The following is a 13999-nucleotide window of genomic DNA, read 5'->3' as shown; positions in this document are numbered from 1 at the left end:
CGGCGTTCGCCTGACCGGCGGATCGTCATTGGCATCCCGACGAGACCAGTGTGACCATGAAGTTGAATACGTCCTACCTGGCCGCTGCCGGTATCTTCGTTGCAGTCGTTCTCCTTTTCACCCTCGGGACCGTGTTCCGGGGCGATGCCGTGACCGAGCCCGGCACGCCGGTGGGTGAGCATCCCCTGTTTGAAGTCGTCAGCCGCTCCGTGACCGCCTCGCCGCGCCCGGCCGAGCTGCGGCTGCGTGGCCGGACGCAGGCCATCCGTGCGGTCACCATCCGGGCCGAAACCGGTGGACGCGTTGTCGAGGCACCGATTCTGGAAGGCAGCCCGGTCCAGGCTGGCGACGTGGTCTGCCGGCTCGATGTCGATGCCCGCGGCGCGGCGGTCGACCAGGCCTCTGCCGACCTGCGGGCCCGGCAACTTGAATATGATGCCGCCGTCGAGCTGCAGGCCCGTGGTCACCGCTCGGCCAATAGCGTGGCCGCGCTGGAGGCCGCCCGCGATGGCGCCCGGGCCCAGCTCCGCGCTGCCCGCGAGGAGCTCGCCAATATCGAACTGCGCGTGCCCTTCGACGGCTATTTTGACGGTCGCGACGCCGAGATCGGCGATTTCCTGCGGACCGGTGACCCGTGCGGAACCGTGCTTCAGCTCGACCCGATCCTGATCGTTGCGGAAGTTGCCGAGCGCGATGTCGGCGGTCTGGAACCGGGCATGCCCGGCGAAGCCCGCCTGCTGAGTGGTCAGCGGGTTGATGGAACCATCCGGTTTGTCGAGCGGCGCGCCGATCCGGCGACACGAACCTTCCGCGTCGAACTGGAAGTGCCCAATCCCGACGGTGCGATCCGGTCGGGTGTGACCTCCGAAATCCGGCTCAACCTGCCGCCGGAACCGGCCCACCGTGTCCCGGCCTCCATCCTCGCACTGGATTCCAATGGCGATCTTGGCGTCCGCATCATCGAGAATGGCGACACCGTTCGCTTCCTGCCGATCCGGCTGTTGAGCGATGACGGCGAACAGGTCTGGATCAGCGGTCTGCCGGAGACGGCGGAGATCATTGTCCTGGGTCAGGACTTCGTCTCCGACGGCACCCGGGTCGAGGTCCGCCGCGAAGGGGCAAGCCGTTGACCGGCATTGTCGACTTTGCCATCGGCCGGGCCCGCATGATCCTGGCGATCTTCGTCTGCGCCCTGATCGCAGGCCTGATCGCTTTCCTGACCCTGCCGCGCGAAGCCGACCCGGACATCCCCTTCCCCTTCGTGATCGTGGTCGTACCGCTCGACGGCATTTCCCCGGAAGACGCCGAACGTCTGATCGTACGGCCGACCGAAACCGAGATGCGGGCGATCGAAGGCTTGTCCGAGCTCAACGGTACGGCCTCACTGGGTGCGGGCCAGCTGGTCGCCGAATTCGACGTTCCCTTTGACGCCGACCAGTCGGTGCTGGACGTCCGCGAGGCCGTCGACATGGCGCGGCGCGAATACCCCGAGGATGTCCGCGAGCCGGTGATCCAGGAATTCAACTCGGCGCTCGCGCCGACCATTGCCGTGCAGATCTATGGCGAAGCGCCCGAGCGCGCGCTCTATCGCACCGCCCGGGCCCTCGAGGACGAGCTGGAGGCCCTGCCGCAGATCCTGCAGGTCGATATTCAGGGCCTGCGCGAGGAAGTGCTGGAGATCGTGATCGATCCGGCTCGTCTGGAAACCTATGGCGTCACCTACTCGCAACTCTTCAACGCGGTTCAGTCCAACAACCGGCTGATCGCCGCCGGCTCGCTGGATAGCGGCGAGGCGCGCTTCCAGGTCAAGGTGCCGGGGCTTTTCGAGGAGGCCGATGACGCCCTCAACCTGCCGCTGAGCCGGTCCGGCGATACGGTTGTCACCCTGCAGGACGTCGCCACGGTGCGCCGGACCTTCAAGGATGCCGACAGCTTCGCCCGCTATAACGGCGCCCCGGCCTACACGCTGCAAGTGGTCCGCCGCTCTGGCGAGAACATCATGGACACGGCGGCCGCAGTCCGCGCGCTGACCAATGAGATTTCCCAGAGCTGGCCGGAAACCATCCGCCACGAATTCTCGCTCGACCTGTCGACCTATGTCCGCGACAGCCTGCAGAGCCTGACCTCGTCGATCATGCTGGCGATCATCCTGGTGCTGATCATCGTGGTCGCCGCCCTCGGCCTGCGCTCGGCCCTGCTGGTCGGCATCGCGATCCCGTCGAGTTTCCTCTTCTCCTTCCTTTTGCTCGACCTGTACGGGCTGACCGTGAATTTCATGGTCATGTTCGCCATGGTCCTCGCGGTCGGGCTGCTGGTCGATGGCGCCATTGTCGTGGTGGAATATGCCGACCGCAAACTGGCCGAAGGCGCGACCCGCAAGGAGGCCTATGCCAGCGCCGGGAAGCGGATGTTCTGGCCGATCGTCTCCTCGACGGCGACGACGCTGGCCGCCTTTGTGCCCTTCCTGTTCTGGAATTCCATACCGGGCCAGTACATGGCCTTCCTGCCGCTCACCCTGATATTCGTGCTGAGTTCGGCACTGGTGATGGCGCTGATCTTCCTGCCGACCCTGGGCTCGGTCTTCGGTCGCAAGGGCGGTGTGGTCGACACATCCAGTGCCGTCGCCCATCTCAATGCCGAGGAGGAAAGCGATCCCGCCGACCTGCCCGGCCTGACCGGTGTCTATGCCCGCACGATTGCCAAACTGGTCAAACGCCCCGTGATGGTCTCGCTGGCCGCCCTCGCCGTGGTCGTCGGTGTCGTCGGCAGCTTCGTCGCGACCGCGTCGAGCATGCGCACCGAATTCTTCCTCGATGCCGAGCCGGAGCAGCTCTACGTTTTCGTTCGTGCCCGCGGCAACCTGTCTCCGGCCGAGCAGTATGAACTGGCCCTGGAAGCGGAAACCCGCCTGGCCGGGATCGAGGGCATCAAGGGCTACTACACCGTGGCCGGCACCCCGCCGGGGCAATCGCCCTTCGACGGCGTCGGTGCCGCGCCGGCCGATAGCGTGGCGCGGATTTTCGTCGAGTTCGAGCCCTTCGGACAACGCCCCAATGGTCGCCTGATCGAGCGCCAGATCCGCCAGGCCATGACCGGTATTCCCGGTGTCATCATCGAGATCCGCCCCTTCCAGCAGGGACCGCCCGTCGGCAAGGACATCCAGATCGAGCTGCGCTCGAACGATCCGGTAGCCCTGGAAGCTGCCGCGCGCCTGATGCGGGGCTATATCGACCAGATGGATGGCGTCACCGATATCGACGACACCCTGCCCTTGCCCGGCGTTGAGTGGCGACTGGATATCGACCGCGAGGAAGCGGGGCGTTTCGGTGCCGACGTGACCCAGCTCGGCGCCGCCGTTCAACTGGTCACCACCGGCACGCTGGTCGGTCGCTACCGGCCCGACGATGCTGACGAGGAGGTCGATATCCGGGTCCGCTTCCCGGCCGAGGACCGAGACATTTCACGCCTCGACGATCTGCGCGTGAATACCGCGACCGGGGCTGTCCCGATCTCCAATTTCGTCACCCGCGAGGCCCGGCAACGGGTCGACTCGATCAGTCGCCGCGACGGCAAGCGCGTGCTGATCGTGCGGGCCAATGCCGATGAGGGCTTTGCCGGCAATCTGCTGCTCGCCGATCTGCGCGGCTGGATTGATGCCCGTGTTGCCGACGGGACCATCCCGCCCAGCGTCGAGATCGACTATCTTGGCGCCGACGAGGAGAATGCCGAGGCCGGCGCCTTCTTCGCTGCGGCCATGACCGCCTCACTCTTCATGATGGCGGTGATCCTGCTCTGGCAGTTCAACAATTTCTGGCACGTCATCCTGACCCTCCAGGCCGTCGTCCTGTCGGTCGTGGGCGTGTTGCTCGGCGTGATGCTGACCTTCCCCTACATCTCCATCCTCTTCCTCGGGACGGGTGTGGTGACGCTGGCCGGCATCGTGGTGAACAACAACATCGTGCTGATCGACACGTTTCAGCGGCTTCGCAGCCTCGGCATGCCGGTCGATGAAGCGATCGTGCGCACCGCGGCCCAGCGGCTGCGTCCGGTCATGCTGACCACCGTCACGACAATCTTCGGCCTTCTGCCAATGGTCTTCCAGCTCAATGCAGACTTCGCCCATGGCGTCCTGTCGATCGGCGGACCGGCCAGCGAATGGTGGGTTCAATTGTCCTCGGCGGTGGTCTGGGGTCTGGGTTTCTCAACCCTTTTGACCCTCCTGCTCACGCCCGTCATGCTGGGCGTGCCCTCGCGGCTCGGTCACATGATGCGCCGCCTTCTGGGACGCAGCGAACAGGTTGCGACCGAGGCCCAGCCCGCCGAGTGATCAGTCGCGGCTGACGCGCACCAGCTGTCCGTCGGCGGCATCGGTCAGCAACCAGATCGCGCCATCCGGCCCGACCCGGACATCGCGGATGCGAGCGCCAAGTTCGCCGAACCATACGTCCTGACCGACGACAGCCCCGTCCTCCAGATCGACCCGCCGGACATGCCCTGACGGTGTGTCAGCATCGCCGGCGATCAGGGCCGAGACGAGCAGGTCGCCCTCCCATTCGGGGAACATGTCGCCGTGATAGACCGCCATGCCGGACGGTGCGATTGACGGAACCCAGGCGAGGATTGGCTCGACCATGCCGTCATAACGCTCGAAGGGCGTCACCAGCGCACCGGTATAGTCGATGCCATAGCTGGCGATCGGCCAGCCATAATTGGCACCGGGCCGGAGGACATTGATTTCGTCACCCCCCTGGGGTCCGTGCTCATGGGCATAGATGGTCTCGCTCGCCGCGTCGTAAACGACTGCCTGCGGGTTGCGATGGCCGATCGAGAACACCCCCGGTGCAGCCGCGTCGAAGGGCGAAGGCATCGGCTCACCGTCCAGCGCGAGATGCACGAAGCTTCCGAAATGGGTCTGCGGATTCTGGGCCTGCTCGCGGAAATCGAAACCGTCCCCGATCCCCAGCAGAAGCCCGTCCGGGACGAATGCGATCCGGCCGCCATAGTGCACATCGGTCCGGCGTCGGGGCTCGGCCGAGAACAGGGTCTCAAACCCGACCAGCCCGCCATCGACCAGCCGGCCGCGACCTAGATGAAGGGTGTTGTCGGTCGGCGTTCCCTCGCTCCAGGTCAGATAGATCTCGCCGCTGCTCTCGAAATCCGGCGCGACGGCAACATCAAGCAGACCGCCCTGTCCGGAATGGAGAACGTCCGGCACGCCCGAGACGGGGGCCGCGACGAGGCCGGTCTCGTCGACGATCCGCAAGCGTCCGGGCTTTTCCGTCACAAGGAGACGACCATCAGGCAGGAAAGCCACGCTCCACGGATATTCCAGGCCATTGGCCCGGGTCTCCAGGGTTTGCGCCCATGCCCCACCGGCGAGCACGGTCGCCGTCATCAGGCCTGCCAGGATTGCGCGCATGGTATCACTCCCGAATTGTCGCTTCGGACGCCACACTATAGGCTCCCACAGCGACTGTAGAGTGCCGAGGAGAAATGCTGACATGTCCGTGCTGAAAACGATCGCGATCTATCTGCTGGCCGTCCTTGTCGGCACGGTCCTGGTCAGCCTCGCCAACACCCATATCGACCTTCAGGCCCTAGCCGGTATCGGCGCCCGGATCCCGCTCGCCGTCCGGATTGACGCCGTCGGGCGTGACCTGATGGGTTTCGGTCCAACCCTGATGGTGCTGATCACGATCGGCTTTGCCATCGCCTTCCCGGTCGCCGGCTGGATCAGCCGTTGGCTCGGCGCCGGCTGGCGCCATTTCGGCTTTGCCCTCGCCGGCGCGGTAGCTGTCATCGTGATGGTCTCCAGCATCACGCTGTTCTACCAGGTGGCGCTGGAAGCGACGATCACGCCGGTTGCCTCGAGCCGGGAGCTCGCCGGGCTTTTGACCCTGTCGCTGGGCGGGCTGATTGCCGGTCTCCTCTTCGCCACGCTCAAGCCTGCTGCCCACGCAACCTGATACCCGGCATTCGACTCAATTGAGTTTCGAATGCCGATGCCGGGGCAGAGTTCTCCTTAAAACGCCTGCGCCTAACCTGTCCTTTCTGAAGAGAGGTGATGATGTCTCGTATCCGCGAAACCGTCCGGTCCGATCTGCGCAACATCGTCAAGGGCGGCGCCACGTCCCGCATCCTCGACCTGCACTCCATCGCCAGGCGCTATGGCGAGTTTGACGCCCACGCCGACAAGCCCTTCTTCCTCCACGCCCGCCTCAATCGCTGTTTCATCGTCAAGCACACGGTGCGAGCTCATGAACGTCCCTATGTGATGTCGAGCCAGCCGGTTGTGACGAAAGTCCTGGTGCCGCTCGCCCATGACGACCTGTCGCTTGGCGGTCATGCCGTCTTCGTCGAGGAGATCGGTTTCGCGGCCAAGATGCGGACCTTGTTCGAGCGCAGGGACGAGCCTCACCTGCTGGATCTCGACATGATCCGCCTGCGCGAACTGGCAGCCTTGCCCTCCTTCGACCCCTTCCTGATCGCCGAGCGTTTCCGTGACCATGTCCGGCCCATTGATGATTGCTACTTCAACATCACCGATGCCGAGGTCGAACGGATGGAACAATCGGTCGCCAAGCAGATCGTCTCCGTCGTCGCGCTGGCATTCGGCGAAACCGATACCGGGCGGGACGACGAACGGGCCATGCGCTTTACGCGCCAGCTCCTGTCCGGCGATCTCGACGGCAGGATGCAGGCCCTGCGCAAATCCCTCGACATGACCGAGATCGAATTCAAGACCGGCATCTTCGGCTGGAAGGGAATTCTCTACTACCGCTGGTGCATGAGCGAAGCCCTCGAGGCGCTCAAAGGCTTCATCAACCAGATCAAGGCGGTCTCGATCGTCGGCGCTTCAGATCATGAGTACACCGAACTCCAGCACATGCGCCGCTCGATCATCGAGGAGACCCGACACCGCTGGAAAAGCCTGACCTCGGTCATGGATGAATACGAGCATGTCTTCGGCCGCTTCTGCCGCGGCGAGGATGCCAACGGCTTTCGCAACTTCCTCCTGAAAGCGCCGAACCTCTTCTATGATGTCGGCAGCGACCTGTCGGCGGTCAGCCATGTCCCGGGTTACTGGAGCTATTGGGCGCGACAGAATTCGAAAGGCTTCCTGCAGGCCCGCGAGGCGGTGATGCTGTTCTCGGACTTCATCGCCAGCGTGACGCGGATCGTGCCAGGCAGCGAGACCCGACAGGGTGACGGTCGTCGCCGCATGCATTCCCCGATCCCGCATCCGGTTGTCCAGGCGTTCAGCGCCGCCTGAGCCGGCCGGTCACGCCCCTTCCCCAACCGGTGATCCCGTCCAGACCCCCAAATGAAAGAGCCGGGCCGCAAGGCCCGGCTCTCCTCGTGGAAGGGCAGGTCGTTCCTACTCGATCGTGACCGGGATCAGATTGTCATCCGAATTGCGGTCGATCAGCTTGTTGTAGGGGTCGATACCGGCATAGCGCGGCTCTTCGTCGACGATCAGCTCGATCCGCATCGTGGTCTCGTTGATGCGGTGCTTGTCCATGTAGAGCACATGATCATTGCCCTCATAGGCGTCGTCGAGATTTTCCGTGAACACACCGATATCGATCAGATAGTCGATCGGCTCCTCGGTCTGCTCGCCGGCGCCATCGGCCTCGTATTTGTGGGCCTCGATCTCCAGCACCAGATCCCAGCGGCCATCCTCGCGCTCGCTCGCCGTGGCCGAAGTCACATTGAGATCGAAGAGAACGATCCGCTCGAAGAAGTCATGGATCATCGCCTCATGCTCCGGGCCCGCTTCCTCGCGCAGAAGGCGCAGGAAATCGAGCGTCGTCGCATAGGGGGCGGATGAATAGGCCCGCTCGGCAATCAGGCGCTGCATGGTGCGGTTCACCACCTCTTCGCCGACATAGTCCTGCAGCGCGTACATGATCACCGCGCCCTTGCGGTAATGGATGTATTGCTGGTTCTCGACCCGGTAGAGCGGCTGCTCCTCGATGGCCTCCGACCCGCGTCCCGACAGATAACTGTCGAGCTCGTACTTCAGGAAGCGACGCATGTGGTCCTCGCCATATTCCTGGCGCATCACCATCAGGGCCGAATACTGGGCGAAGGTCTCGATCAGCATCGTGCCGCCCTGGACATTCGCCGACATGACCTGGTGGGCCCACCACTGGTGCGCCGCTTCGTGGGCGGTCACGTAGTAGACATAGTCGATGTCCTGCGGGTCCGAGAGGTCCGCGATGAAGCCGATCCCTTCCGAATACGGGATGGTGTTCGGGAAGGACTGGGCGAAGCTCGCATAGGCCGGGAACTCCAGGATCCGGAACTGCCGGTACTGGAAGGGCGAAAGATGCTCGGAGAAATAGGCGAGCGAGTCCTCGGACGCCTCCAGCATGCGCTCGACATTCCAGGCATGGTCGGGGTGATAGAAGACCTGGAGATTGATGCCGTCACGCTCGCGTTCGGCGACCGCATAGTCCGCCGACAGCCAGGAATAGAAGTTCAGGATCGGCCGATCCATGATGTATTCGAAGCAGGCTCGCGCGGCGCCGTTCTCATCCGTCTCGTCCCAGCTGCGTTCGAGATAGCCGGGGGCGATCGCGGTCTGACCGGCCGACGTGCAGACTTCCGAGCGGAAGCTCACATAATCGGAATTGGTGATCCCGTTCTCGTACCAATGGGTTTCGTCTTCGAGCGGGAAGGCCCGTTCGATCGGCTCCAGCCCTTCGCGGCGGCGTTGCTGCCGATCGGTCAGGCGCCAGTTTCCGTTGAAGCCGATATTGGGCATCGACTCGCCATTGTTGAAGAAGGTGCCGTTGTAATTGACGGTCGTCACATTGCCCGAATTGCGGAAGCCCGGGTTGTTGCGCTCGACCGCGAAGTCGAAGCGGCGGGTTTCGCCCGGCTCGAGCGGCGTGCCGAGATCGAAGGAGTAGAGGTAGAAATCCTCGTCCGACGTCGCCAGTTCGCCCCCCTCAACCGACTGCGACACCACAGTCGTGCCATTGCCGTAGGAGATCCACAGCGTGTCGATGGCCGTGTCTTCCTTGTTCTCCAGCACATAGTGACCGCTCGCCGCATAGCGCCGCTCATCGGGATAGATGTCGACATCATAGGCGGTCTCGATGATGGTCGGCTGCGGCACGTCCTGCAGGTACAGGTATTGCCGCTCATACTCCGCCGTCATCGCCCGGGCATCCGGTCCGGACCGATAGGTGTTGAGGATGTTGGTGTTGTAGAAGATCCACCCGCCGGTTGCGCCGGCCCCAACAATGGCAATGAGCGCCAGCAGGCCGGTCGCCGGTGAATAGCCGGAGATGACCCGTCCGATCCGCTGACCGATCGGGCTCAGCGCGCCGCGGCTCCAGAGCTGGTAGGCCAGCACCATGAGCAGAAGGGCCCAGAAGCTCCAATAAGCCGTGAACCAGAGCGAGATCCCGAGGAAATGGCCATAGCCATTCATGTCGGAATAGGGCGCGCCGGGAATGGCCGGGAACTGGTACAGGTTGTGATCGAAACCCACCTGGCTCATCACCAGGCTGGTGATGAAGTAGACCAGCATCGCCGCCATGCCGAGCCAGCGATTATTGAGCACGACCTGGAAGAAGATCGCCAGAGCCGACAGAAGGACGGCCGGAATGATGACTTCCATCAGGCTGCGCAGGGCGTACTGCCCGATTTCGAGATCGGAATAGCCCATGATCAGCTGCGACAGCATGCCGGCGATCACGGCCACCAGGGCCAGCGAGACAATCACGACCGCCATCGAAACGAATTTCGCGGTGATGAAGACCCAGCTTTCCGTCGGCGTGGAGTCGGTGATTTCATTGAAGCCGAAGCGGCGCTCGCGCCACATCAACTCGGCCGCGTAGTAGATCACGATCACGATCGGGATGATCGAATAGGCATTGCCGATGGTGTTCATGACCAGGCGGGTGATCGGGAAATTATCGGTCCCGTAAATCCCGTTGGCGAAGAAGAAGCCCGGCACGGTATTGAACAGGCCCAGCGCCAGGATGATCCAGAAGGCGATGTTGAGAACAACGCCCTTCACCTCAAAGCCGATGCGGGCAAAGAGCTGCTGACGCGAAGCGGCACCGCCGAGATTGGGCGTCGCCCGCGGAAGCTCGATATCCGTGATGGCGTGATTGGCGCCTCCGGTGACAACGGCAGACTTGCGTTTGGCACTGCCACCCGCATTGCCGCGACGGAAGCGGAAGGTCACGAGATTGAGGATGAGCAGGGCTGCCCCGATCCCGATCCACATCAGCCGGTTGATCAGCAGCGTACCCTCGAACGGAACGACCTGGCCGTTCTGCTCGAAGGCAGTCCAGTAACGCGTGGCCTCACCGAAGGTGTTGAAGCCGAACGGGTCGATCAAGGCGAGGGTGTCGCGCAGGGCCGGCTCCTGACCGGCAATCGCCGATCCGACGAAGTAGAGGACCAGAAGGCCGACAAAGCCGGCCCAGACCAGCATGGTCGAACGGGTGAAATTCGCGACCGTGAACAGGATCGTCCCGACCACCCACATGTTGACGAGGCCAAAGACCAGGTAAACGTAGAGGAACCAGTCCAGCCGCGTCGGGCCGATCAGTTCCTGGTCCAGCCAGGGCATGATCGAGCCCAGCAGGAAGGCCAAGGGCACGCTCGCAAAGCACAGCGCGGTCGCCAGGAAGCCGCCGATGAAGCGACCGAGGACGAAATCGAATTCCTTGATCGGACGCGAGAAGAACAGCTCTTCCATCTTGAAGCTGCGGTCCCGGATCACGCCGGACGACAGGAAGGCGACCGGGATCAGGCCGCCGAACAGCGAGAAGATCAGGACATTGATGGTCAGCGCGTTGGGCGAGTTGATATTGGTCGCGCCGCCGCCGCCGATCTGGATGTTGTCGATGGTCACACCACCGAACACGAGAAGGAAGAAAATCGCGAAAACCGCGATGAAAACGGGGGAGAAAAGCTGATAGCGGATCTCGAACCCGGCGATCTTGGAGAGCATGACGAGCTCCTTTCTGCTGGGTTGAGGCTTACGCCGCAGCTGCGTCGGACTGGCCGCCGCGAATGGTCGAGAAATAGACGTCTTCGAGATCCGGCGTCGCCGCTGTGAAATCATCACCCGGCTGGCTGTCGGCGAGGACGCGGATCATCACCTGGCCCATGGTCAGGCGCTCGGAGATGACGTTGTGGCGGGTACGCAGCTCTGCGAGTGCGGACTTGGCGGCGGTCTTCGACCAGATCTTGCCATTGAGCTGGCTGACCAGATCGGCCGGCACGCCGGAGGCGACGATCTTGCCCTGGTTCATGATCGCCATTTTCGGGCAGAGATCAGCGACGTCCTCGACGATATGGGTCGACAGGATGACGACGACATTCTCACCGATTTCCGAGAGAAGATTGTGGAAGCGGTTGCGCTCTTCCGGGTCGAGGCCGGCGGTCGGCTCGTCGACGATGATCAGCTGCGGATCACCCAGCAGGGCCTGGGCGATGCCGAAGCGCTGGCGCATGCCGCCGGAATAGGAGGCGACGGATTTCTTGGCGTGCTGCGAGAGATTGGTCTGTTCCAGCAGGGCCTCGACGACCTGTTTGCGTTCCTTCGCATTGGTCAGGCCCTTGAGGACGGCAAGATGGTCGAGCATGGCCCGCGCCGACATACGCGGATAGACGCCGAAATCCTGCGGCAGATAGCCCAGCGTGGCGCGCAGCGCCTTGGGATCCTTGACGATATCAATCTCACCGAAGACCGCCGAGCCGCTATCCGGGGCCTGCAGGGTGGCCAGGGTGCGCATCAGGGTCGATTTGCCGGCGCCGTTCGGGCCGAGCAGACCGAACATGCCCTTGGGGATGTCCAGCGTGACCCCGTCCATGGCGCGCACGCCATTGCCATAGGTTTTCGTGAGATTGTTGATTGTCAGCATGATTGTCTTGCGCCGGCCATGGCCAGCGTCCCTCTCCTGTCCCGAAGGCGAAGCCTAGGCCGCGCCGGATTATGGCGCAAATGAGAGTATGTTCAGGTTTGACGCTAGAGGGACGCGCAACGCCGGATGTCCCCCCTCGCGATTTCCGTTCAATTCCTGCCGGAAACGGGTGACCGGAGCGGCGGCGGAATGTATGCGGTGGCCTATGGCTCCACCCCTTCTCACGCTTCAGAACATTCATCTCACCTTTGGTGTGACCCCGCTGCTGGCCGGCGCCGACCTTCAGGTCGACGAAGGCGAACGCCTGTGTCTGGTTGGCCGCAATGGCTCGGGCAAATCGACCCTGCTCAAGGTCGCGGCCGGTCTGGTCGAATGTGACGAGGGCGACCGTTTCGTCCACCCGTCCGCCACCGTGCGCTATCTCGAGCAGGATCCCGATCTGTCGGCCCATGCCACCATACGCGACTATGTCATGTCCGGCCTCGCGCCCGGCGATGCCGATTACCGGGCGGACTATCTGCTCGAGAAGCTGGGCCTGAGCGGCGAGGAAACGCCGGACACCGTGTCCGGCGGCGAGGCACGGCGTGCGGCCCTGGTGCGCGCCCTGGCCCCCGATCCTGACATCCTGTTGCTCGACGAGCCGACCAACCATCTCGACCTGCCGGCCATTGAATGGCTGGAAGAGGAATTGCGCCATTGTCGTTCGGCCCTCGTCCTGATCAGTCACGACCGCCGCTTCCTGGAAAACCTGACCCGCAAGACCGTGTGGCTTGACCGCGGTCAGACCCGTCAGCTCGACCAGGGCTTCGCCGGCTTCGAGAGCTGGCGCGACACGGTACTGGAACAGGAGCAGGAGGAGCTGCACAAGCTCGACCGCAAGATCGTCCGCGAGGAAGACTGGCTGCGCTATGGCGTCACCGCCCGGCGCAAGCGCAATGTCCGCCGCCTCGGTGACCTGCACGCCCTCAAGCAGCAGCGCCGCGACCACCGCGGCCCGCAGGGCAGCGTCAAGCTGGAAGCCTCCGAAGCCTCCGAGAGCGGCAAGCTCGTGGCCGAGGCCAAGTCGGTCTCGCTGCGCTATGGCGAGCGTGACATCGTCAAGGATTTCTCGACCAAGATCGCCCGCAATGCCCGTATCGGCCTCGTCGGTCCCAATGGCGCCGGCAAGACCACGCTGCTCAATATCCTGACCGGCCAGCTTGAACCCGACGAAGGCTCCGTCCGTCTCGGCACCAAGCTCGAGATTGCCTCGCTCGACCAGAAACGTCTCGCCCTGAAGGACGACTGGACCCTGTCGGAGGCCCTCACCCAGGGCAGCGGCCAGCAGGTCGAGGTCGGCGGCAAGACCAAGCATGTCATGGCCTATATGAAGGACTTCCTGTTCCCGCCGGAACAGGCCAACACCCCGGTCCATGTCCTGTCCGGCGGCGAGCGCGCCCGCATCATGCTGGCCCGCGCCCTCGCCCTGCCGTCCAACCTTCTCGTGCTCGACGAACCGACCAATGACCTTGACCTGGAGACGCTGGATCTCCTGCAGGGCCTGATCGCGGATTATGCCGGCACGGTCTTCCTCGTCTCGCACGACCGCGATTTCCTCGACCGCTGCTGCACCTCTGTGATCATCGCCGAAGGCGATGGTGTCTGGCAGGAATATGCCGGTGGATATTCGGACATGGTCGCCCAGCGCGGCGCCGGGGTCTCGGCACTCGACAAGCGTGGCAAGGCCGCTGGCAGAACCTCGAGCAGTGCTGCGACACCTGCCCCCGCGGCCAAACCCGAACGGCGCCGGATGGCCAACAAGGATCGCTACGCGCTCAAACTCCTGCCGGCGGAAATCGAGGCCTTGAGCAGCGAGATCGCGCAACTGGAGCAGGACATGGCCGACCCCAAGCTGTTTTCCGACAGCGTGCGCTTCGCCCAGGTCTCCAAGCGCCTCGGCGCCGCGATCCAGGAACGTTCCGACAAGGAAGACCGCTGGCTCGAGCTGGAAGCCTTGCGCGAGGAAATCGAAGGATAGCCTTCGCACTCAGCGGTGATGACGCCGAACCCCGAACAGGACGGACGGCGGATTGGCCATGCCAGACCAATCCGCCTTGCGATGT

8 protein-coding genes are annotated in these 13999 nt (G+C 63.6%); 5 read left to right on the top strand and 3 right to left on the bottom strand.

Features of this window, described 5'->3' with window-relative positions:
• Positions 1-56 precede the first annotated feature (56 nt).
• Entirely contained in the window at positions 57-1130 is a 1074-nt protein-coding gene (locus tag AAA969_RS01675; protein ID WP_338247207.1) for an efflux RND transporter periplasmic adaptor subunit, read from the top strand.
• A complete protein-coding gene (locus AAA969_RS01670; RefSeq protein WP_338242939.1) occupies positions 1127-4327 on the top strand; it encodes an efflux RND transporter permease subunit in 3201 nt (1066 codons plus the stop codon). The genes AAA969_RS01675 and AAA969_RS01670 overlap by 4 nt, the downstream gene beginning before the upstream one ends.
• Here AAA969_RS01670 and AAA969_RS01665 read toward each other — a convergent pair whose 3' ends face one another.
• Entirely contained in the window at positions 4328-5419 is a 1092-nt protein-coding gene (locus AAA969_RS01665) for a PQQ-dependent sugar dehydrogenase (RefSeq protein WP_338242937.1), read from the bottom strand.
• 82 nt (positions 5420-5501) lie between these two features.
• Here AAA969_RS01665 and AAA969_RS01660 point away from each other — a divergent pair, with 82 nt between their 5' ends.
• Positions 5502-5966, top strand: a complete 465-nt coding sequence (locus AAA969_RS01660; RefSeq protein ID WP_338242935.1) for a hypothetical protein — start codon at positions 5502-5504, stop codon at positions 5964-5966.
• Between the two features lie 98 nt (positions 5967-6064).
• On the top strand, positions 6065-7273 hold the full coding sequence (locus AAA969_RS01655; protein ID WP_338242932.1) for a hypothetical protein: 1209 nt from the start codon (positions 6065-6067) through the stop codon (positions 7271-7273).
• A 105-nt stretch (positions 7274-7378) separates the two neighbouring features.
• On the opposite strand, the gene AAA969_RS01650 is transcribed toward AAA969_RS01655, so the two are convergent.
• Both AAA969_RS01650 and AAA969_RS01645 read right to left on the bottom strand, forming a co-directional pair.
• Positions 7379-10981, bottom strand: a complete 3603-nt coding sequence (locus AAA969_RS01650; protein ID WP_338242930.1) for an ABC transporter permease/M1 family aminopeptidase — start codon at positions 10979-10981, stop codon at positions 7379-7381.
• A gap of 28 nt (positions 10982-11009) precedes the next feature.
• Positions 11010-11897 carry an ABC transporter ATP-binding protein gene (locus AAA969_RS01645; protein ID WP_338242927.1) on the bottom strand — a complete coding sequence of 296 codons (888 nt, stop codon included), beginning with the start codon at positions 11895-11897 and terminating at the stop codon, positions 11010-11012.
• A 205-nt stretch (positions 11898-12102) separates the two neighbouring features.
• Between AAA969_RS01645 and AAA969_RS01640 the strand changes: the two genes are divergently transcribed.
• Positions 12103-13914 (top strand): ABC-F family ATP-binding cassette domain-containing protein, encoded by a 1812-nt coding sequence (locus tag AAA969_RS01640; RefSeq protein ID WP_338242925.1) that lies wholly within the window; start codon positions 12103-12105, stop codon positions 13912-13914.
• Positions 13915-13999 lie beyond the last annotated feature (85 nt).

Source organism: Maricaulis maris (assembly GCF_036322705.1).
In the GTDB taxonomy this organism is placed as follows: domain Bacteria; phylum Pseudomonadota; class Alphaproteobacteria; order Caulobacterales; family Maricaulaceae; genus Maricaulis; species Maricaulis maris_B.
This window is presented reverse-complemented; position numbering and strand designations above follow the sequence as displayed.

Excerpts from the sequence above, each read along its gene's own strand:
- AAA969_RS01655 (WP_338242932.1), top strand. The coding sequence starts at position 6,065 with ATGATGTCTCGTATCCGCGAAACCGTCCGGTCCGATCTGCGCAACATC.
- AAA969_RS01665 (WP_338242937.1), bottom strand. The coding sequence starts at position 5,419 with ATGCGCGCAATCCTGGCAGGCCTGATGACGGCGACCGTGCTCGCCGGT.
- AAA969_RS01660 (WP_338242935.1), top strand. The coding sequence starts at position 5,502 with ATGTCCGTGCTGAAAACGATCGCGATCTATCTGCTGGCCGTCCTTGTC.
- AAA969_RS01650 (WP_338242930.1), bottom strand. The coding sequence starts at position 10,981 with ATGCTCTCCAAGATCGCCGGGTTCGAGATCCGCTATCAGCTTTTCTCC.
- AAA969_RS01675 (WP_338247207.1), top strand. The coding sequence starts at position 57 with ATGAAGTTGAATACGTCCTACCTGGCCGCTGCCGGTATCTTCGTTGCA.
- AAA969_RS01640 (WP_338242925.1), top strand. The coding sequence starts at position 12,103 with ATGGCTCCACCCCTTCTCACGCTTCAGAACATTCATCTCACCTTTGGT.
- AAA969_RS01645 (WP_338242927.1), bottom strand. The coding sequence starts at position 11,897 with ATGCTGACAATCAACAATCTCACGAAAACCTATGGCAATGGCGTGCGC.